Below are 20,072 nucleotides of genomic sequence, written 5' to 3' on the forward strand. Positions count from 1 at the left end.
ATCAAACTCTCCAATAAAGTGTTTGATTGCTCATTAAATGTAAATCGAAATTGATTCGGGGTTTTTATATAAAAACCCGTTTCACGCTTGGCTTTTGTTCAGTTTTCAAAGAGCTGTTTTCGCCTCTCTCCCGAAGCGACTTTTCTAATATACCATCCATGTTATAGACGGTCAACCATAAATCCGAAAAAAATTAAAAAGGATTTTAAACGGTATTAGTGAATGTATTTTATATAGTAAGAAAGTGCTGTAAAGGATGGTGGTCTAATGTGTACAGAATCCTATATTCAATGATCTTCCTACTTTCGTTCTACGGGTTTTTGCAATTGATGAAATTGGTCTTCCGATACATAGTCCCTTACAGTTCCATGGCCGATATCGTACATATTTGTTTAGCCATTGTAATGGGGGTACCTTTCTCTTCGCTCATTGCAGGGTGGCTGACTCCTTTTAGAAGGAAAGAAGAATAGCCGTCGCAGGCTATTCTTCTTATAGTTTAATTGTTTTTCTGTTTTTCATCTAATTCTTTTTGTGCTTGTTTGTGAGCTTCTTCTAATTCTTTTTCCAATTCATCATGACGTTTTTGACTGTATTCCTTCATTGTTTCAGAGCGTTGATAAATCATATCTCTCAAATCTGAATACATGCCCTCTTTCAGCTTTCCTTCATCTTCAATACCGTCTAAGAACCCAGTCAATAGGTTATATTCTTTCTTTGCAAATACGGAGAAGTTGTCATTAATCTTTCTTAGCTTGTTGGATTGGTCTAAATACCAGGTGTTGATATTTATTCCCTCTTTCACATTGTCGAGATCTCTATATATTCCTGCTTTTACTTCATCAACAAACTCCTGCAAGGATTGTTGAAGGTCAGCTTGAGAGTTTACGTCCTTATATTTTCCCCCACCTGCTTGTGCGGTTGCTTTTAATTGTTTCTTGCCTTCTTGGTTTAAGTTAAACCCTATGACATTTACGGTAATGTTTAAGTCCGATTCATGAATTTCTTTTGCAGCCTGGACCGGATCCCCATCACAGGTTTCTACACCATCACTGATGACATAAATGATGTTCTCCACTTCATTACCATTTGCACCTTTAAAATCATCCTTTGCTAACTGTAGCGAAGATGCAATCGGCGTCCAGCCAGTGGGCTTAAACTTGGATAGAGCTGTTTGGAAGTTTTCTTCATTATAGGTGTTCAAAGGATAGACCATTTCACTGCTGTCGCACGACACTTTTTTATCACTATCCGCATTACTTCCTTTGTGACCATAAACTCTTAATGCCACTTTCGTCGATGGATCAAGGTTACTAGCAGCTCGTTTCAACGCTGATTTTGCAAGATCCATCTTCACACCGCCTGTCACCTGTCCAGCCATACTACCACTGGCATCTAATAGAAAGACGATGTTTTTTGGCTTCTTCTGTTCCCCTTCAGCTGCGTTCACTAAATAGGTAGGGTCGAAATCATCATATTGTTGATTAACTTTCTGATAAGGGAACGCCCCATTTGCAATCATAAAGTCATAGATTTGTTCAGTTGAAACATCACTCGGTAGGTCCTTTAGCTCTTTTACAAAATCTTCTTCTAGCTTTTGAGTATCAATTTGGTCTTCATCTTCTTCAAAAATAACTTCCGTATATTTTCCTGCTCCCTGTTCAATGATTCCTTCCGCGTCAGTAGCCGCTTCAGGATAATCGAACGTTTCCTCTTGTTTCTCTTTTGGCTTTTCTTTTTCCTTAGATGCTTCACCACTTGAATCGTTTGAGCATGCTGTGATGAATACTACTAATAGAATAAGAGATATAATCGAATACGCCCTTTTCATATTTTTCCTCCTCAAGTCGTGTATTGTATTATGTAAAATTAGATTTGATTAATGATATAAAGTGCCCAATAAAAGATAACCGTCCAAAAGAAAGCTTGTCCTGCAAGACGTAAGGTGATTCTTTTCGCGTCATTACGCTTGCAGATGTGAGCCAATATGAAAAAGAAATAGCCGATCATAGATAATCCGAAAAGAACATACATCCAAGGAGTTGGATTGACGAGGACCAATCGGTTCCCCTGTATATCTCCTGTCATCAAGAAAGTCATGAACAGAAGCAATAGAGCTCCACCAAAGGAAGCCCACTGTACGATGGACCAATCTTTACTACTCACTAATACTCACTCCTTGAATTAGTTGAAATCACCACGTAGGTACCAGACGAACATTAATCCACCTACTATAATAGCAATCCATGTGATGGTTTGGGCGATGACTTTACCGTTAACCACACCACCATTTCTTCTTCGGACCTCTGCTAAAGTTACTGTGAACACGGATATGACGGTTAATCCAACGAACCAATTAAACCACCATGGCCTTTCAATCATCTTACGGTTTCCTTCACCAACCGGTTCAGTAACTGCAAACATTACCCCTACTGCGCTAATGATGATTAGATAACCTAATATTTGAAATAATCTCCACGTTTTATCACTCATTAGGTTCAACCTCAGATTAAGAATTACTAATTAAGTTAGCCGGTTAGATCCCTGAATAGAAATATAACTCCCCAAAGAATCCGATGTACAAGAATGTTTGGATTATAACTCCAGCATTTATATTCCCGAATGCATCAAAAAAAGACACTTAATCTACTAATTAAAATCTCCTCTTAAATACCAAATAAACATAAGGAAACCTACTGTTATAGCAATCCATAGAAATGTTTGACCGACTACTTTACCTGTAACTTCTCCCCCATTCCGGCGACGGACCTCTGCTAAAGTTACTGTAAATCCAGAAACAAGTAACAGACCAATTAACGGGTTAAACCACCAGGGTCTTCTTACCATTTGATATTCCCCATTACCAACTGGTTCAGCAGTTAAATAAACCGCAAAGAAACCTCCGACAATTATGAATGTATAACAAAATATTTGTACATATTTCCATGTCTTGTCACTCATTAGTTACTCCTTACTAGTAATTATTTGTTCCCTTTTGAATCTACTTTTTGATCCATGTGATTTGACCAGACATCACTTAACTGTTTCTTAAGATATTCATATGAATATTCTACACTCGAATTATTTACAACTTTATTTACATAAGTATCAGGTATCACGAATGATAAACCTACAGCTGAACCTATGAGAAAGTCCATTGCAGTCGCATCACCTTTATAGGCTTGCATCGCAACATTTGAAAAACCACCAATTACCGCACCACCAAATAAATGAGTAGCAAACACTTTAAATGTTCTTACAGAACTTAACAAGCTTTTTGTTAGACCAAAACCAAGTGGTGCAGTTAGAAATGTTACACCTACATCAAAGAACATCTCACCTCTATCTAATTCACCTGTTAAAGCAAAGTTAGTTATATGTGAAAGAAATGTAATAATCGCTAAAGGTGATCCAACCTTTAACCATGCCGCTCCCAATCCTTTCGCCACCTGCAACCCTGCTCTCAAGCCGCTACCACCAGTAGCAAACCTGTTCAAGATATATCCTAGTCTCATAGATGCGAGCTGTCTTCCTCCGGCAATTCTTAAGGCATTCAGCCCTGCTCCTACAGCCCCAATTGCCTGGCCTACACCACCAAGGATTGCGCCTCCTGCAGTCCATCCTAGTGCTCCAGTGAAACTATAGGCATCGGATCCTCCGTTCAGAGCATAATAGAGTCCGCCGGCGAGACCTGCTCCTACTATAGCAACAGCTGCAACGGGTGCGGAGATGATACCTGCAGCAGCAATACCAACCGCTGCGGCTCCCACTCCAACAAAAGCGAGAGAAGATTTGACCCAATCAGGTGTTGCTTCCCAGACATCTCCAGTCCATTCAGTAAAGTCACCCCATTTATTCTTGGTCCAATCCCAACCGTCTGAAGCTTTATCCTTCGTCCATTCCCAGCCGTCAGAAAACTTACCCTTGGTCCACTCCCATGTATCTTTTCCAGCTTCTATCGCCGGATCAAAAAAGTCACGGGTTTTATCAACAAAGTCCCCAGTAATATCTTTCGCTTTTACAAACCAACCAACAAGCCCACCAGGATCATTGTTCTCATTTTCACCAGAACCGTCACCATCTGTACTGGTCAGCCCGTTATCTTCATACTCATAATTGCCGATGTTCGCACTCACACTTGCGACGGGTATGAGCAGAGCAAACAACGTGACGAATAAGATGATCATCCGTTTTTGCCATGTTGCTTTGGAATCCATCATTTCCTTTCCTCCCGAGTTTTCCCTAACCTGTTCATCTCGCCCTAGTTTCACTAGTTACATTCGATGTCGATCCCTTTCGGCTGTTTGATCGTCGCGGAAGCGTCTGCATCAATTCCTTCGAATAACTCATCATCGACTGTGACAAAGCTTCCGTCTTTTTCTGATTCTACGAAAATCTTGAATTCACTCTGTTTGAAATCTACAGTTACGTTGCGGTCAGCTCCATTTTTCTTTGCATAATCTTCTGCAGCCTGACGAATCCGTTCCATGTCTCCTTTTACAGCTGAGCAAGCCATCGAACTAAGCTCATCATCATCATAAAAATACTTTAATGCTTCAACCGGATCGATTTCAGCATCTGGATCTTCCAGCCAATCTTTTAAACTAGGTGGCATTGTCGCTTTTTTATAAATTTTGTTCACTTCATCAATGAGTCCATCGAATATCGTATCTGGATTAGGTGGGGGCTCAGTTTCTTCTCCCTCTCCACCTTCTTCACTTCCATCATCTTCTTTTTTATCATCAAAAAGGTCGCGCAAGTCTTCCAGTTCAGACTCGATTGCATCCGTATACTTTTCTTCATAGACCAACCTAGCCTCTTTCGCAGCTGCTAGCACAGCGGCATCCGCACTCGTCTGGCTGACCCGTTTTGAAATGAACACGTTAAAGAAATCGAAAAACATGAAACTGATAAAAATGGAGGCAAGCAGCATACCTACGATGACTAGGAGCATACTGCCGCCACGTTGATTTTCCAAATACTTTTTCACGTTGATCAATCCTCAATTTCTTCCTCTTTCGGTATCGTTGCATCCGCGTCCAAAGTATAATCAATTTGCCCTACAAGCGGTATGGATACCGTTGGAACTTTGACGACTACTGTAACGGTCACTTCTTCGCCGTTGTCTTCGGTATTTACACTTTCTAATTCCAAGTTCCCAGCAGAAGTTTTGGCTACTTCAGCAGCATTTCCATCCACCGCTGCCGCTCGTGCACCATCACGAGCAGCTGATTCAGAAACAACAACTGTGTAGGCCACTAGGGCCATCTGCCAAATGAACATCATGGCGAGAATCACCATCGGGAATACAGCTATGAATTCGATCAGCTGTGACCCACGCTCATTTTTTGTGAGTTTTTTTAGTCTCCTGAACATATCCGTTACATATCGCTGATCATTTGTGCAATTTTTTCTTTAATCGCATTCGCAATGTCTGTAGCCCCTCCACCTTGTAGGGAACTTGCAATTGCGCCCATGATTGCTAATACAACCAGCCCTAAAGCTACCCACTCCAACGCCTGAGCTCCTCGTTCATTTTTTACATATTTATTGAGAGCAGACGTCATCTTTACATACATTTTCTTCATAATAATATCTCTCCTTTATGGTTAGTAGATTTATAGTAAACCCTTCTTAGAAGAAGGAGTCTAAACCGAATGCACCTGGATTATAAATGACATTCAAGATGAGCATGCCGATAATCAGGAAAAAAACGGCTGGCGCAACAAAGAATGTCGTAACTAACGTAATTTGTGGACTCGCTTTCGCTGCTTTCTCTTTCGCTTTGAATCCACGCATCGCCCGTAAGTCATCCGCCTGAACTTTAAACGTTTCAGAAACCGGAACGCCTAAGGACGAACCTTGCAGCAAGGAAGAGACAAGCATCTTCAACTCTTTGGAAGAGTTTCGATTCAACAGGTTTTCATACGCGGTACGTCTCGGTACACCTAGTTCAATCTCCCGGTTGAACCGGTCGATCTCTTCACTCAATGGGCCCGTCAGCTGTTTCGTCACCTGTTTCAATGCCCCGTCTAAGCTTACCCCAGCCTGCAAAGTGACGCTCACAGTATCTAGGAAATCCGGCATCATCGTACTGATTTGTTCCTGGCGTTCTCTCGCCCTCAACAACAGCCAGAGATTCGGACCGAAAAAGCCTCCTAACGGAAACAGTAAAAGGACCATCAAGCTGAACGGCATACCAAGGAATACATAAAAAATCGAAAAAGTCAGCCCACTCAATCCGAGCACGAAACGCATGCCATAAAAGCTTTCCAATCTTAAACCGAGTGGATTCCCTGCTTTCACCAGCAACAGCTCGTCCTTCTCTTTGTCAGAGAAAAACGGGTATTTGATGCCGGTTGGACCCGCGTATTCAGAAGCTCTGATCAAAGGGCCGGCAATCCGCTCTCTCAGCTTTCGCTTACGCTTCCGTTGCCCCTCTGAAATCTGGACGTGCGAGAGCAATCGTTGCTTTTTCGCTATGAATAGATAGACAAACACAAACCCAATCAATAAAAAAAGTAGAATGAGACTGAATAACAACACTGCATATATACTGAATTGTGGGCTCATTTGCCTACACCCTTATCCTTGTAATTCGTTTGATGAGTAAGAACGCTACACCGATCATGCATGCAAAAACCACGAGCAGGATCAATCCGAATGTCGTGAAGATGACATTCAAAAAGCCTTTGATGAATAAGTTCATCATCACCGCCATCAAGAGCGGCATGATGACGAGAATGTACGCGACCGACTTGGATTCTGCCGTAACGGTTTGAATCTCTTTGTAAACGCGCGCCCGCTCTTCAAGCGTTCCTGCCATCAGTTCCAAAATCTCGGCAAGGTTTCCTCCGACCCGTCTTTGAATCAGGATGGTACTCACGAATATATTGATTTCGTTGCTCGAAACCCTTTCGCGGAACCGGTCCATCACTTCATCCAGATCGTCCCCCAACCGAAGTTGCTGATCCATCAACTTGAACTCCGGACCGGATGGGGCTTTGATCTCATTTCCGACCATCGCGATGCCTTGTGGAATGGTCTGTCCTGCCTTTACAGCGTTCGCCATCATTCGGCAAATCTCAGGCAGCTGTTTGTTAAAGCTCTCATTCCGTTTGTTCTGCCTTGAACTCAAATACAGCTTCGAAGCAAGCCACGTAATCAAATAAGATAAAGCCAGTCCCATGAAAGCGAACAATCCTAAAATGAAGTAGCTGAAAAACCAAAGTGCCGCCATAGTCAGGATATAGATTCCCATGTATTCAGATGGCTGCAATCCAATGTTCGCCTGAACAAGTTTCTTTTTCAGATCCTCGGCCAGTTCGGAGTTGTCAAATCGATCGCCAATCAATAACACAAAACTCTTCCGCTTAAATTGAGCAGAATCTTCAAACCATACTTCTGCCCTCTTCGACGTTTTTTGGATGTTGAGCATCTTCTTGAAGTAAAAAATCGCCAATATGAATGAACATAACGAGGCACTCAACGCAATCCACGTTCCGATCATGCGAGCACCCCTTTCTCGAACATCGATTCAGGGATGTCGAGTCCGAATGCTTTGAATCGTTGGAAGGCTTTCGGTATGTAGCCGGTGGACTCGAAATGACCTTTAACCGTTCCATCCGACTTCACACCCGTCCGCACAAACCGGAAAATATCTTCAATGACGATTTTACCGTCCTCTTCAAAAATCTCAGCGATACTGACGATTTTCCGCTGACCATCCGTTTGTCTTGAGGTTTGGACGATCAGGTCCAACGCTCCGACGAAATAGCCTCGGATGACATCGACCGTCAACGAGAGCCCAGACATGATGACCATCGCTTCTAATCGACCTAATGCGTCTTTTGGTGAGTTCGCATGGACCGTTGTCAACGAACCTTCGTGTCCTGTGTTCATCGCTTGAAGCATATCAATTGCTTCTGAACTTCGAACCTCACCGACAATGATTCGGTCGGGCCTCATCCTGAGGGCGTTTTTGACAAGTTGACGGATCGTCACTTCTCCTTTCCCTTCCATATTGGCAGGTCGGGCTTCCATCCGGACGAGGTTGTCGTAGGTGAACCGCAATTCCGCCATGTCCTCGATCGTGACAATCCGCTCGCCACGAGGAATCGAGTCGGACAATACATTCAGCAGCGTCGTCTTCCCGCTCCCTGTTCCACCGGATACAAGCACGTTCAGCTTCGCCTGGACAGCCGCTCGTAAAAAATCCCCCATCCGGTCGGTAAAGGAGCCAAATTCAATCAAGTCCTCCATCGCAAACGGCGTTTTATTGAACTTCCGGATAGAGATCGAGGGCCCATCTAGTGTAATCGGCGGGATGACCGCATTCACACGGCTTCCGTCCATCAAACGCGCATCGACCATCGGTGAACTTTCGTCTATTCGACGACCTAATGGTGCGATGATCCGATCAATGATATGACGGATGTGCTGGTTATCTTTAAACTGGATATCCGCTTGTTCCAACTTCCCGCTTCGTTCGATGTACACTTCCTTCGGGCCGTTCACCATTATTTCTGTGATCGAGTCATCTTGCAGGAGCGCTTCAAGAGGCCCGTATCCGACTGATTCGTTAATGATCTGGCGGATCACCTGATCCATCTCATTTTGCGGGATGATGACACGTTCCTCTTCAATCATCTGTTTGACCAAGCGTTCAATGGTCTGTTTCCGTTCTTGTGGTGGCAACGTCGTGATCGACTCCAAGTTCGATTCTTTGATCAACCGGTTTTTATAATGTCTGACCCAGGATTCCTGCTGTTCGTTTTCCACATCCCAGCGATCCTGTTCGTTCGATTGCACCGGTGTATATCCGGATGCTTTTTGTAACCAGGACATCTCCATCACCACCTTTTCACAACAATACTTTTTCTACATAGGATCGGACATCTTTCGCTGGCTTGAATTGTCCGCGATCCTTCTCTTTTTTGTAAAAGCTCTCGCCCATATTCAAGTAAGGCTGGAGCGCAAAATAATCGGAGCGTACTGACGCATCCACTTCTTTACCGATCAGCTTCGAAATATCCTTCGGACCGAGTTCGCTTTTCGGGTGTGCGCGGTTCAACAGAATCGAAAGGTTTCCACGGTTTCCGAGCTGAAATCGCTGGAACAACTCTGAAGCATGTTTGAAGCTTCGCAACGAGAGACTGTCCGGATTTAGAATGTAATGGATATGTGTCGCCTCGTTCAATCCCGTGAAGCTGATCGTATTGATGGATGTCGGCAAATCCAAGATCACATGGTCGAAATGAGCTCTGCACGTCCGGATGACCTTCGTAATCAATTCCTCTGAAATTGCTTCTGCTTTCGCAGGATTAGAGGGGCCTAATAAAATGTAGTTGCCTGTCGCTTCATCGCGTGTCGCCACATTCTCGATATGGTTCAAAGAGAGCTCCTGCATGACCGGCTGTAGATCGACGTATGATCGGTTTTGCTGGATTCCGTAAATGGTTTCCAATCCACCGAACTGCGCGCTCAGATCAATCAATATCACTCGTTTGTTGTGGTGGATTTGCAGGGATTGCGCGATCATCGCTGCCATCAACGTCTTGCCGCTTCCACCCTTCGCGCTGTAAAACGCTTCGACTTTCCCCCCACCGAGTGACGCTTCCCCAAAGCTCTCTTGCTGTTTACGTACTTTTTCCTTTGCAGATACCACAATCTCATTCAATCTGGATTGCTCTTCCGGATAGACGACCACATCATAAGCGCCCGCCTTCATCCATGCTCTTCCTTCGTCGAAAGAACGATTGGAGGTGATGCCGATCAAGAAGCTGGAGCCAGGAGCTGTGAAATTCTCCGCCTCGTTCAATGATTCATAGTCGATAAAATAAAAGGTATGATTCGATTGTGTCGAGAAGGATCGTTTCCATTCTTCATTAACTGCTGCATCTATTCCATGAGCTTCCAGGATGTCTGAGAGAGATTGTTGTAATGCTTCATTTTTTGTAATGATTAGTGCTTTCATTTGGCTCATCGATCATCGTCTCCTTTATCCATCACTGCTCATCTTTCTTAGCATCTTGTTTTGGTTCAGCTGGTTTTTGTTCCTCTTTTTTCGGTTGTTCTTGTTTTGGTTCTTCTTTCTTTTCCTCTGTCGGTTTCTGCTCCTGTTGCTTCGGTTCTTCACCCTTCGTGACTTGGTTCACACGGAGAACCCGGATTTGTTTGGCCGCATTTTGGGTGAAGATCAGTTTTTCTGCATCTTCAACAGACAAGGAAACTTTGATTGCTGGTGGTCCCTCTTCTCTTTCTTCCATCTGGACGACCTGGACATTTTCTAAAAGGCGCTGTGTGGTTACCCCTTTTTCTTTGTTTTCCAACACGGAAATGACATCAACAAGATCCCCTTCCGCTACGCCTTGATCAACGAGTACGTTTTCTCCTGGGTTTAACCAGACCACCCTATGGTTGGCAGGTATATCAATCTTTTTCCGGACGACGCTTTTCGTCACAAGGTCTCCTTCTTTCAAATTGACGATCGATATGGAGTCTTCGATATCATCGGATTTTTGAATGAACGAATCGACTTGGGCCGTTTTCGGCATTTCAACCCATTGGATATCGCCCGCTTCCAAGGTTGTGTAAGATTGGATGTCACCATCAGCTGCAGCGACCTCTACGGTTTCACCTAATGATTCTTGGGCCATCTGGATTTGGTTGATGATGAATCCGGCTGCTACTACCGCTAACAGGAAAGCTAATGTTAGAAAAATGAATGCTTTACGTTTTGCATCAATCATTGGTTCGTCACTCCATCACATTTAAGGTTGGTCGAGAAATTAGGTGTATGAAAGGTACATGTATAGGTAGATTGTCTTTATCCAACTTGTATTGTTCAACGTCGTAGTTGTCCAGGTTCAGATCGTGCTCGATCCCTTTTTGAACAAGCCACACGTTTTGGCTTCCATTTTGTTCAAGAACGCGTTGAAGCTCTTGGTTGATTGATTCGATTTGCGAGATTTGCTCGTCGTCCTTTTCTTTAATCACCAGTTTGAAAGGCTTTTGAGTCGGTTTTTTATTGAGGGATAAATGGTTCTTTTCGTTAAACGCTTTTGGTACAGGTGTGAGCAACCATTCTTTGGCTGAATGGATACAACGTTCGATTCTTTGATAGGTTGTTGAGGTATTGGGATCGGCAGGCTGACTTAACTCATGAATAAGCATCAAGATCAGCGCTCGATTTTGATGAATGGGATACACCGTTAACCGCTGCTCAGGAAACAACCAGTTTTGTAGTTTCTTAAGTACATTCGCATCGGTATACGAGGGGTCATATAGATAGACGATTTCTGATACGTCTCTTAATTTGTCTCTGAAGAAGTGGATGTGATGTTCTTGACTGTAGGGTTCTAGATTGAGAGAACGCTTCAGAAAGCGACCAGAAGATTCTTTCAAGACATCCTGTATAGGTAGAGGCCCATTCTTTGTATGTACAGGCTTTGGATATACATTTTCGTAATCGTACCTTCCTAAAGTCTCATCAATTACAATCATCATCTTTACCTCCACATCATTCGAACGGCTCAACCGCAATGTTTGACACAAATATGACAAATTCTGTTCATATCATAAGGAAAAACTACCAAACAACCAAAACTAGGTCAAAATAACTTTTATTCTGACAGTGTTATTTTTTGTAAAAATATATAGCCTTATGGACTATCCCCTTGAATTCAAGGTTTTTCACCTGTGAAAAGAGGGGTAAAAAAGCCTTTGTTTCTATATATGGAAAATTTAACCTTAAACGCTTCATATATTTAATACCTCTCTCACAGACCTTGATAAACCTGTTTTTTTATCAATATTAAAAAAAGAACTATATTTCAATATAGTTACAAATATAATCATTCTATTTCATTTACTAGGACCTATCTCTCAATCTTGCTTACACATATAAAAAACCGACCTAAGCAGGTCGGTTTGGTCATTCTTATGGATTTGAAGTTACGCGAGAAACGCAAAATATAAGATGAAGATGAAGAACATCCCATACATGATCGGGTGGACCTTTTTCCCATCCCCCTTCACGATCATCGTGATCGGATACAGGATGAAACCAAGCGCTATTCCAGTAGCGATACTATAGGTCAAAGGCATGGCAATGATCGTGAGAAATGCCGGTGCGGCAATTTCGAAGCGATGCCATTCGATTTTACCAAGTACGCCTACCATCAGCACACCCACTATGATTAACACCGGTGCCGTGACAGATGGAGTGATGACGCCTAATAAAGGTGAAAAAAGTAATGCCAGTAAGAAGAAACCAGCTGTTACGACGGAACTGAAGCCCGTTCTTCCCCCTGCTGCTACTCCTGATGAAGACTCAATGTAAGCCGTTGTTGTAGATGTACCTAGGACCGATCCGATTACAGTCGCTGATGAGTCAGCCAGTAACGCACGTCCTGCTCTAGGTAATTTGTTCTCTTTCATCAGTCCTGCTTGAGTGGCAACTGCCATCAATGTTCCTGCTGTATCAAAGAAATCGACGAACAAGAACGTCAGGACGACTACAAGCATATCAATCGTCGTAATCTGATCCAGATACGAAATAGCCACACCAAATGTCGGTTCTAAGCTTGGTACAGCTCCAACGATGCCAGACGGAAGTGGGATCAGTTTGAAGATCATTCCGACAATCGCCGTAATGACCATCCCGTAAAAGATACCGCCTTTCACTCCTCTAACCATGAAAAGGACAATGATGATGAGTCCGAAAATCGCCAGTAGCGTCGACCCGTTTGTCAGGTTCCCAAGTTGTACGAGCGTTGAATCGTTATTCTCTACTATTCCAGCGTTCTGCAAACCGATGAATGCGATGAAAAGACCGATTCCGCTTGCTGCCGCATATTTCAGTTCTTGCGGGATCGCGTTGATGATCGTTTCGCGGATCTTCAATAGCGTGATGACGATAAATACGAGTCCTGAAACGAGCACCCCTGCCAGTGCCGTCTGCCACGGAATCCCCATGACCATGACGACCGAATAGGTGAAAAAGGCATTCAGTCCCATACCTGGTGCCAGTGCGATCGGGTAGTTTGCGAGCAGACCCATGATCAGTGTTCCGATGGCTGCCGCTAGTGCCGTAGCAACAAAGACAGCCCCCTTGTCCATCCCGGCGTCCCCTAGAATGGCCGGGTTGACGAATAAGATATAAGCCATAGATAAAAACGTTGTTAAACCTGCAATGAATTCTTTGCGATATGTTGTACCGTGATCTTTAAAACCAAAAAATCGTTCCATTCCCCAACACTCCTATTTGTCTATGAATCTTCTAACAACAAGTAAATAGAAAAAGCTCCAGGCAGGTTACCTGGAGCTTTGAATGACAAGGGAAAAGAACGAAACAGCAAGGAAATCTATTCAATATAGATGGACCTATGTTCTTTGATCTATCCCCTCGTAGTCAAGCCATTTACGGTAGCCTGGTAGAAACTTTCGAGCCCTATTCTCGATATTATACGATGGTTCTATGATGTGATTTTCTAAAGTGTACAGTTTTTGACGAATATTGTCAACAGAAAACCCGAACATTGGTTCATTATCTTGCCTTATCGTTCGTTTATTCCCACTCGATTGTGGATGGTGGCTTAGAAGTCACATCGTACACGATACGATTGACATGATCGACCTCATTTACAATCCGCGTCGAAATGCGCTCAAGCACATCCCATGGAATGCGAGCCCAATCGGAAGTCATACCGTCGATAGATGTAACCGCTCGGATTCCGACCGTATAATCGTACGTACGCGCATCACCCATGACACCGACACTTCTCATGTTCGGGAGAGCGGTGAAGTATTGCCAGATGTCACGGTCAAGACCTGCGTTCTTAATCTCTTCACGTAAAATCGCATCCGAATCACGGACGATTTTCAGCTTCTCTTCCGTCACCTCTCCAAGAACACGGATTCCTAGACCTGGTCCAGGGAATGGCTGACGCCAAACGATTTCGTCCGGCAAACCAAGTTCTGTACCGACTTTACGAACCTCATCCTTAAAGAGTGTGTTCAACGGTTCAATCAATTGGAACTGCATGTCCTCTGGAAGTCCACCGACATTGTGGTGTGACTTGATCGTTTGTGCTGTGTCCGTTCCACTTTCAATGATATCTGTGTAAAGCGTTCCTTGCGCAAGATATTGGATACCTTCGAGCTTCGCAGCTTCTTCATCAAATACGTAGATGAACTCATTCCCGATGATTTTACGTTTCTGTTCTGGGTCCGAAACACCTTCAAGCTTGCTGAGGAAACGATCTTTCGCATCAATTTTGACCACATTCATATTGAAGGAATCACGGAACGTATCCATGACGCTGTCTGCTTCACCTTTACGCAGAAGACCATGATCGACGAACATACAGATGAGTTGATCTCCAACGGCCTTGTGGATCAGTGCTGCAACGACGGAAGAATCAACGCCACCGCTTAAGGCACAAAGTACTCTTTGATCACCGACAGTATCGCGTACTTTCTGAATTTCGTCTTCAATAAAGTTTTCCATAGTCCATACTGCTTCACACTTACAGATGTTCTTGACGAAGTTCTTCAGTAGTTCGTCGCCGTGCTCACTGTGTCGTACTTCTGGGTGGAATTGCACGCCGTATAAATTACGAGAAGGGTCACTCATTCCAGCGACAGGACAAGACGGGCTTGTCACATCGGTCTGGAACCCTTCTGGAGGAGCGACAACCAGGTCCCCATGACTCATCCATACCGTTTGTTCTTCCGGTAAGTCTTTATAAAGGTCATTCATGTTACGGATAGCTACAGTCGCTTTTCCGTACTCACGGTGGTTTGCCTTCTCTACCTTCCCACCGAAGTGGTGCGTCATCAATTGCATCCCGTAACAGATTCCTAAAATCGGAATACCAAGATCAAAGATCCGCTCATCACATTTAGGAGAATCCGGCGCATAAGCACTGTTCGGTCCTCCAGAGAAGATGATCCCTGTCGGGTTGAGTTCCTTGATTTTCTCAGCCGTAATCTTATGGGAATGCAGTTCACTGTACACCCCTAAGTCACGGATTCGTCGTGTAATCAATTGATTGTATTGCCCGCCAAAATCTAGAACGATAATCATTTCTTCAGTTACTTGCATGAAAGTCAGCCACCTCTCAAACGAATTGTGTAATTGCTTCTTTTTTCCAGTAGATATAAAGAAAAAGAACCCAAACCATTGAAGGCAGGGTCCTGTTATGTGCGCAAAACAGTGCCTGCCTTCATAGTCAGACCATTTACGGTGATCTGGTAGAGACATTCGGGCCATATCCCCGAACATATATGAAGGAAGTCATTAATCCATATACTCCGCGTGACAAGGTGTCACACCTTAAAATATGGATTAATTCTAACAGCCACTATAATGACGGTCAAGGTCGTATCCTTTTAATTAAATTTTCCCACAATTCTTTCGTATCCGTCCAATCGACAGGTTGATCATTTTGACCATATCGCGCTTTCTCATACTTCCTCGTCAAGATCTTCATATCGCCTGTATCGAGGTAGCGATCCACTTCGATCGCGTATTCACGTAACGTTTGTTGTGGGCGTTTCTTCACATCGTATTGCTCCAACAACCATAGCAATCTATGGTAAGCGTCCTGGAACACTTGCTCATCTTTCCGTTTTCTGAATCGCCATAGGAAAAATTTGTTCAACCACTTCTTTCGTGTCAAATAACCGAATCCTGCTCCTAAGACGAGAAGGCTGATGAGACTGATTGCAATCCACTTCAGCCAGTTGAGTACTTTATCCAGGTTGAATGGAAGCTCGAATCCGCTAGATTCAGAACCATTCTCAAGGTTCTGATTCTGTTGATTCTGCTCATCCTGCTCGACTGGGACATCCAGATTCGTATCGTCTTCTTGATAGTCATCTACGAAGTTCCCGAGGTCTCGGAATCCTCTCGTAGGCTCGAAAGGTACCCAACCTACCCCTTCAAAGTACACTTCTACCCAAGAGTGTGCATTCGAATTTGTAACCTCGTATTCCCTGACTCCATCACCGATGGTCTCCTCGTATTCTCCAGCTGTAAAGCCTTTTACCCAACGTGTCGGAATTCCGATCGTCCGGAGCATAACAGCCATTGATGTAGAGAAGTTATCACAATAACCAAGTTTCGATTCAAACAAGAATTGGTCGACATAATCCTCGTTCCGGTCTGGGACCGCGACATCTTGAGTATTGTAACCGTAACCGTTGTCCGCGAAGTATTGCTCGATCGCTTTCGCCTTACCATACGGATCATTGATTCCAGCCGTAATGTCTTGAGATAACGTTCTCACTCTCTCAGGCAAATCTTCTGGGAGCTGTAAGTACCGTTCTTGAATGAACCCAGGGTACTGCGTGCTAGAATTTCTAAGCATCGCTTCTGAGAACTCAGGATACTTATAGTTCACCGTATAAGTCTCAAGGCCAGACTCTCCGGCTTCTTCAAAGGTCATCAATTTACCCGTAACCGAGTTCATTTGGTAATCGCGATTTTCTTCACTATCCACAGCAGTCAATTGACCCGGATAGATGATGAACGGATAAAGTCCATTCTTCACTACTTCTACCTTTGCCGTTAAGTCTTCCGTTTGGACATCTTCCCCGTACGTCAATGTGTGTGGGGAATCCGTCGTGATGTTCTGAGGGTTCACTTGTTCACTTGCCGGATCAGCTGGCTTCGTATCCCATCCGAGACCGGTATATACTTCTTTCGATTCTACTCTCCAATAGTGCACTTCACTGATTTGCGTGCGGAAAACCGGTGTATCATCGAATACAAAAGGTCCTCCCAAACGGCTGTCATTCGTACCGTAACCGATCTTCTGGATACCGCCGCCTCTGCCCGTTCCTTCACCTTCGCCAGCCTGACTTCCGACTGCCGTAATGAACGGAACCGGATCCGGCCATTGAGGAGCTGCTTTCGGCGCAAGATAGCCGAGTACAGAAGAGAACGAGATTAATAGTGCAAGTGGTATGACCCACATGAGCGGGAACTGGTTTTGATAAACCCGGAACCCTTTTTGTTCAATGATCCGAATGAATCTTAAGATCCCTAATAGCACAAATCCGATGATCACCGTACGGACGATCGCACCAGATGCATCGTAAGCTGTGAAGGTATCGACCACAGTGACGTAAAGGACTGTGATGATGAAAAACAGGAAGATTCTCCTCGCCTGGATCAGCCAGTAATGCATCAGATAGCTGATGAGCCATAAGAGCACAAGGAATAAGAACGTCCTGCTCAAGTTACTCATACTATCCCAATCTCGGGCGAACGCATGTTGAGAGGCGTTCATCAAGTCATTGACCAAGTAGCTCACCCATTGCACATCAAAAAACGAGACAGGAAAATAAATCGTATGCAAGGCATAGGCTAATGCCAACAATTTAATCGGGAACGAGACCCAAATGGAAAGCTCGAAATAGGAGATTGTAAATAGAAATGCTGAGAACAGCACGAAAATCGAGAGATAATTCGTATTGGTAAAAGTCGATAGGGGACGTAACCATTCCCAGAATAGCAGGAATCCGAGCATATAAAGAAGGAACGAGCCCATCGTAAACTTTTGACGATCATCAACTCGTGGCATTTTGAACACCCGCCTTCACAACTTCACTGAAGTCGTCAATATTGACTGTATACACGACGATGTTGCGGGCTCTCAGCCTCGTCAACACGTGTTGTTCTTCTTTCGAGATCACTTTTTGCTTTGAAATATAGAAAAAGATCGTCTGGACCTGATTGCCAGACATCCGTTCAAGCATCTGAATGAAGCCATCAGACATATCGGGTGAAATGATCATCACGGATAGCCCTTTCGACATTTCGTGAGCTTCATGCTTCAATACACCCGTCAGAGAAGACTTCGTATCCGGTTGGATCCGAGCGAGATGTCCCATCCATTTCGACTCGAAGTTCTGACCTGATTGGAAAGACAATTGCGTATGCTCTCTTGAAACCGTATGGAATTCCACCGATGTTCCGCTGCTGATGGCATGCTTCAGCACTGAGGCAGCAAGCGATACAGCTCTTTCGAATAGATGCTGTCCATTTCGTTGATACGTTGGATTGCTCCCATCTAAAAACACGACGAAATCATCGTTCCGCTGCGTCTCGAATACTTTCGTGACGAGCTTATTAGAACGAGCGGTCGCCTTCCAATGGAGCCAGGACAACTTATCTCCTGGCGTATAGTCCCGGATGCTGACAGCAGAAGTAAAGTCTTGCTGTGCTTGTTTTCCGGTCCGTTTCATACCCGACGGATTCGTCTCGAATATGTTCCAACCTGCAAGAGGTTGCGTTTTAGGATACACTTGAATCGATTTTTTCTGAGGTATGGAAACGGTTTTCGTTATGAAACCGAACAGATCTCCAGTGTCCAAAGAGATCGCCTCAAACAAATGGATGCCACGAGGCACTGGTTTGATGAGATACGAATAAGACGCTTTCCGTTTGAACAAAGGAAACAGTAGCGCTTTTGATTGCGTTTGATAGACATACTCTCTCTCATTCGCATGATTGACGAGTAGTCCCGGTAACTCATCATTGATTACGAGGTAGAATAACGGAATCGGATAGCGACTACGTATATTAATCGTCACTTCTACCGTTTCACCTGCTATGAAATTGGATTTATTGATTTCGCGCTCCACTGTGATCTGAGTAAGCGGGAATAATAACACGAAAACGGTGTACAACACGAGCGGAAGCACGGAATAGAACAAGAACCAGCTGACGAAACCACCTTGAAACATGGCATAGGAAAATGAGCTTGCGATCAGCAGGATGATGCCCAAAATCCCTAATGCTGTACGATAACGCGCAAGCTGTTTCTGGATCATACTTTTTCTTTCCTAAGGACCGGAACCGGCGTGCGTTCCAGGATTTCCTCGACGACCTTTTCAGGTGTATACCCATCAAAACGAGCTTCCGGCTTTAAGATGATCCGGTGGCAAAGGACAGACTTCGCCAAATATTTGATGTCATCCGGTACGACGTAATCTCTGTTCAACAAGAGAGCATACGCTTGAGCAGTCTTCATAAGCGCTAATGATCCACGCGGGCTTACGCCAAGGTGGATTCCGCTATGCTTTCTTGTGCGGATGACGAGGTCGATAATGTATTGCTTTACGGACTCCTCGACAAAGACGGATTTGACTTGTTTTTGAAGCTTCAACAGGTCGTCCAAATTCAGGACAGCCGTCAATTCATCAATCGGTTGGGCTTTTTCATTACGGGAAAGGACTTGCATCTCCTCACTTGCAGTTGGGTATCCCATCTTGATCTTCAACAAGAAACGATCCAATTGAGCTTCCGGTAACGGATACGTCCCCTCATACTCGATCGGGTTTTGTGTGGCCATGACAAAGAAAGGTTCCGGTAATTTGTGTGTGAACCCATCGACTGTAATGCTTTGTTCTTCCATCGCTTCCAATAGAGCAGACTGTGTCTTTGGAGAAGTACGGTTGATTTCATCCGCCAATACGATGTTCCCCATTAACGGCCCTGCTCTGAATTCGAATTCCATGCTTTTTTGGTTATATATCGAAACCCCGGTTAAGTCCGAAGGCAAAAGGTCTGGTGTAAACTGGATACGGTTGAATTTCGCACCAACAGATTGCGCGATGGACCGTACCATCATCGTTTTCCCTACACCCGGCACATCTTCTAGCAAGATGTGTCCACCGGTCAAAAGTGCGACGATGCTCAATTCAGTAGCCTGGCGCTTTCCAACCATGACGTTTTCTACATTATCCACCACTTGTTTGAGTTGTGGATGATAAGACTCATACCTTATGTTATTCGCTGCCATTACAGTTTTCCCCCTTAATATGTTCCTACCGCTAAGTCCCTGACTGATACCCCAAAAAATCTTATCTATCCTTAACTAATTCGAAGTATATTGACAAATTCCTTGTTAATTTGAAATATTCACTCACATTGTAACAAAATGGCAAGTGGATTGATACTTTGAATGCTTCGTTGGTAGAGAATTTAAGTATTGGATACATATATATTTGTAAAAACATCTCAGGTTCACAATTAAAGAGGTTGTTGGTTGTCGATTATT

19 protein-coding genes and 2 riboswitches are annotated in these 20,072 nt (G+C 44.0%); all 19 genes read right to left on the bottom strand.

Annotated features, from left to right (window positions below; genetic code table 11):
- Positions 1–496 precede the first annotated feature (496 nt).
- Positions 497–1,828: a VWA domain-containing protein gene (locus tag ACSVDE_RS18815; RefSeq protein ID WP_439302456.1), complete on the bottom strand. Its 1,332-nt coding sequence runs from the start codon at positions 1,826–1,828 to the stop codon at positions 497–499.
- A 38-nt stretch (positions 1,829–1,866) separates the two neighbouring features.
- Entirely contained in the window at positions 1,867–2,163 is a 297-nt protein-coding gene (locus tag ACSVDE_RS18820) for a hypothetical protein (protein ID WP_439302457.1), read from the bottom strand.
- A gap of 18 nt (positions 2,164–2,181) precedes the next feature.
- The gene (locus ACSVDE_RS18825; protein WP_439302458.1) at positions 2,182–2,421 is read right to left on the bottom strand and encodes a hypothetical protein; all 240 of its coding nucleotides are present in this window, start codon (positions 2,419–2,421) and stop codon (positions 2,182–2,184) included.
- A 225-nt stretch (positions 2,422–2,646) separates the two neighbouring features.
- The gene (locus ACSVDE_RS18830) at positions 2,647–2,958 is read right to left on the bottom strand and encodes a hypothetical protein (RefSeq protein WP_439302459.1); all 312 of its coding nucleotides are present in this window, start codon (positions 2,956–2,958) and stop codon (positions 2,647–2,649) included.
- Positions 2,959–2,978: 20 nt separating this feature from the next.
- Positions 2,979–4,217, bottom strand: coding sequence for a hypothetical protein (locus ACSVDE_RS18835; RefSeq protein WP_439302460.1), 1,239 nt, complete (start codon positions 4,215–4,217; stop codon positions 2,979–2,981).
- A gap of 50 nt (positions 4,218–4,267) precedes the next feature.
- Positions 4,268–4,987, bottom strand: a complete 720-nt coding sequence (locus ACSVDE_RS18840) for a pilus assembly protein TadG-related protein (RefSeq protein WP_439302506.1) — start codon at positions 4,985–4,987, stop codon at positions 4,268–4,270.
- 5 nt (positions 4,988–4,992) lie between these two features.
- Complete coding sequence (locus ACSVDE_RS18845; RefSeq protein ID WP_439302461.1) at positions 4,993–5,373, bottom strand: TadE/TadG family type IV pilus assembly protein; 381 nt, start codon at positions 5,371–5,373, stop codon at positions 4,993–4,995.
- A gap of 5 nt (positions 5,374–5,378) precedes the next feature.
- Positions 5,379–5,585, bottom strand: a complete 207-nt coding sequence (locus tag ACSVDE_RS18850; RefSeq protein ID WP_439302462.1) for a hypothetical protein — start codon at positions 5,583–5,585, stop codon at positions 5,379–5,381.
- Between the two features lie 46 nt (positions 5,586–5,631).
- Complete coding sequence (locus ACSVDE_RS18855; protein WP_439302463.1) at positions 5,632–6,570, bottom strand: type II secretion system F family protein; 939 nt, start codon at positions 6,568–6,570, stop codon at positions 5,632–5,634.
- Between the two features lie 4 nt (positions 6,571–6,574).
- Positions 6,575–7,507: a type II secretion system F family protein gene (locus ACSVDE_RS18860; RefSeq protein WP_439302464.1), complete on the bottom strand. Its 933-nt coding sequence runs from the start codon at positions 7,505–7,507 to the stop codon at positions 6,575–6,577.
- Positions 7,504–8,844: a CpaF family protein gene (locus ACSVDE_RS18865; RefSeq protein ID WP_439302465.1), complete on the bottom strand. Its 1,341-nt coding sequence runs from the start codon at positions 8,842–8,844 to the stop codon at positions 7,504–7,506. Before ACSVDE_RS18865 ends, ACSVDE_RS18860 begins: the two co-directional genes overlap by 4 nt.
- 16 nt (positions 8,845–8,860) lie before the next feature.
- Positions 8,861–9,982 (bottom strand): AAA family ATPase, encoded by a 1,122-nt coding sequence (locus ACSVDE_RS18870; RefSeq protein ID WP_439302466.1) that lies wholly within the window; start codon positions 9,980–9,982, stop codon positions 8,861–8,863.
- A 22-nt stretch (positions 9,983–10,004) separates the two neighbouring features.
- Positions 10,005–10,748, bottom strand: a complete 744-nt coding sequence (gene cpaB / locus ACSVDE_RS18875; RefSeq protein WP_439302467.1) for a Flp pilus assembly protein CpaB — start codon at positions 10,746–10,748, stop codon at positions 10,005–10,007.
- A 7-nt stretch (positions 10,749–10,755) separates the two neighbouring features.
- On the bottom strand, positions 10,756–11,505 hold the full coding sequence (locus tag ACSVDE_RS18880) for a hypothetical protein (protein ID WP_439302468.1): 750 nt from the start codon (positions 11,503–11,505) through the stop codon (positions 10,756–10,758).
- 447 nt (positions 11,506–11,952) lie between these two features.
- Positions 11,953–13,248, bottom strand: coding sequence for an NCS2 family permease (locus ACSVDE_RS18885; RefSeq protein ID WP_439302469.1), 1,296 nt, complete (start codon positions 13,246–13,248; stop codon positions 11,953–11,955).
- Between the two features lie 140 nt (positions 13,249–13,388).
- Positions 13,389–13,490, bottom strand: a riboswitch (purine riboswitch).
- Between the two features lie 77 nt (positions 13,491–13,567).
- The gene (guaA, locus tag ACSVDE_RS18890) at positions 13,568–15,106 is read right to left on the bottom strand and encodes a glutamine-hydrolyzing GMP synthase (protein ID WP_439302470.1); all 1,539 of its coding nucleotides are present in this window, start codon (positions 15,104–15,106) and stop codon (positions 13,568–13,570) included.
- Positions 15,107–15,210: 104 nt separating this feature from the next.
- Positions 15,211–15,312: riboswitch (purine riboswitch) on the bottom strand.
- Positions 15,313–15,377: 65 nt separating this feature from the next.
- A complete protein-coding gene (locus tag ACSVDE_RS18895; protein ID WP_439302471.1) occupies positions 15,378–17,591 on the bottom strand; it encodes a DUF4129 domain-containing transglutaminase family protein in 2,214 nt (737 codons plus the stop codon).
- Positions 17,578–18,843 (bottom strand): DUF58 domain-containing protein, encoded by a 1,266-nt coding sequence (locus ACSVDE_RS18900; RefSeq protein ID WP_439302472.1) that lies wholly within the window; start codon positions 18,841–18,843, stop codon positions 17,578–17,580. The genes ACSVDE_RS18895 and ACSVDE_RS18900 overlap by 14 nt, the downstream gene beginning before the upstream one ends.
- Positions 18,840–19,814 (bottom strand): AAA family ATPase, encoded by a 975-nt coding sequence (locus ACSVDE_RS18905; RefSeq protein ID WP_439302473.1) that lies wholly within the window; start codon positions 19,812–19,814, stop codon positions 18,840–18,842. The genes ACSVDE_RS18900 and ACSVDE_RS18905 overlap by 4 nt, the downstream gene beginning before the upstream one ends.
- Between the last annotated feature and the right edge of the window lie 258 nt (positions 19,815–20,072).

The sequence above is a fragment of the Pseudalkalibacillus sp. Hm43 genome (assembly GCF_051842935.1).
Lineage (GTDB): Bacteria > Bacillota > Bacilli > Bacillales > Fictibacillaceae > Pseudalkalibacillus.

Excerpts from the sequence above, each read along its gene's own strand:
- ACSVDE_RS18845 (WP_439302461.1), bottom strand. The coding sequence starts at position 5,373 with ATGTTCAGGAGACTAAAAAAACTCACAAAAAATGAGCGTGGGTCACAG.
- ACSVDE_RS18865 (WP_439302465.1), bottom strand. The coding sequence starts at position 8,844 with ATGTCCTGGTTACAAAAAGCATCCGGATATACACCGGTGCAATCGAAC.
- ACSVDE_RS18825 (WP_439302458.1), bottom strand. The coding sequence starts at position 2,421 with ATGTTTGCAGTTACTGAACCGGTTGGTGAAGGAAACCGTAAGATGATT.
- ACSVDE_RS18905 (WP_439302473.1), bottom strand. The coding sequence starts at position 19,814 with ATGGCAGCGAATAACATAAGGTATGAGTCTTATCATCCACAACTCAAA.
- ACSVDE_RS18885 (WP_439302469.1), bottom strand. The coding sequence starts at position 13,248 with ATGGAACGATTTTTTGGTTTTAAAGATCACGGTACAACATATCGCAAA.
- ACSVDE_RS18880 (WP_439302468.1), bottom strand. The coding sequence starts at position 11,505 with ATGATGATTGTAATTGATGAGACTTTAGGAAGGTACGATTACGAAAAT.
- ACSVDE_RS18850 (WP_439302462.1), bottom strand. The coding sequence starts at position 5,585 with ATGAAGAAAATGTATGTAAAGATGACGTCTGCTCTCAATAAATATGTA.
- guaA (WP_439302470.1), bottom strand. The coding sequence starts at position 15,106 with ATGCAAGTAACTGAAGAAATGATTATCGTTCTAGATTTTGGCGGGCAA.
- ACSVDE_RS18895 (WP_439302471.1), bottom strand. The coding sequence starts at position 17,591 with ATGCCACGAGTTGATGATCGTCAAAAGTTTACGATGGGCTCGTTCCTT.
- ACSVDE_RS18870 (WP_439302466.1), bottom strand. The coding sequence starts at position 9,982 with ATGAGCCAAATGAAAGCACTAATCATTACAAAAAATGAAGCATTACAA.
- ACSVDE_RS18815 (WP_439302456.1), bottom strand. The coding sequence starts at position 1,828 with ATGAAAAGGGCGTATTCGATTATATCTCTTATTCTATTAGTAGTATTC.
- ACSVDE_RS18900 (WP_439302472.1), bottom strand. The coding sequence starts at position 18,843 with ATGATCCAGAAACAGCTTGCGCGTTATCGTACAGCATTAGGGATTTTG.
- ACSVDE_RS18830 (WP_439302459.1), bottom strand. The coding sequence starts at position 2,958 with ATGAGTGACAAGACATGGAAATATGTACAAATATTTTGTTATACATTC.
- ACSVDE_RS18860 (WP_439302464.1), bottom strand. The coding sequence starts at position 7,507 with ATGATCGGAACGTGGATTGCGTTGAGTGCCTCGTTATGTTCATTCATA.
- cpaB (WP_439302467.1), bottom strand. The coding sequence starts at position 10,748 with ATGATTGATGCAAAACGTAAAGCATTCATTTTTCTAACATTAGCTTTC.
- ACSVDE_RS18855 (WP_439302463.1), bottom strand. The coding sequence starts at position 6,570 with ATGAGCCCACAATTCAGTATATATGCAGTGTTGTTATTCAGTCTCATT.
- ACSVDE_RS18835 (WP_439302460.1), bottom strand. The coding sequence starts at position 4,217 with ATGATGGATTCCAAAGCAACATGGCAAAAACGGATGATCATCTTATTC.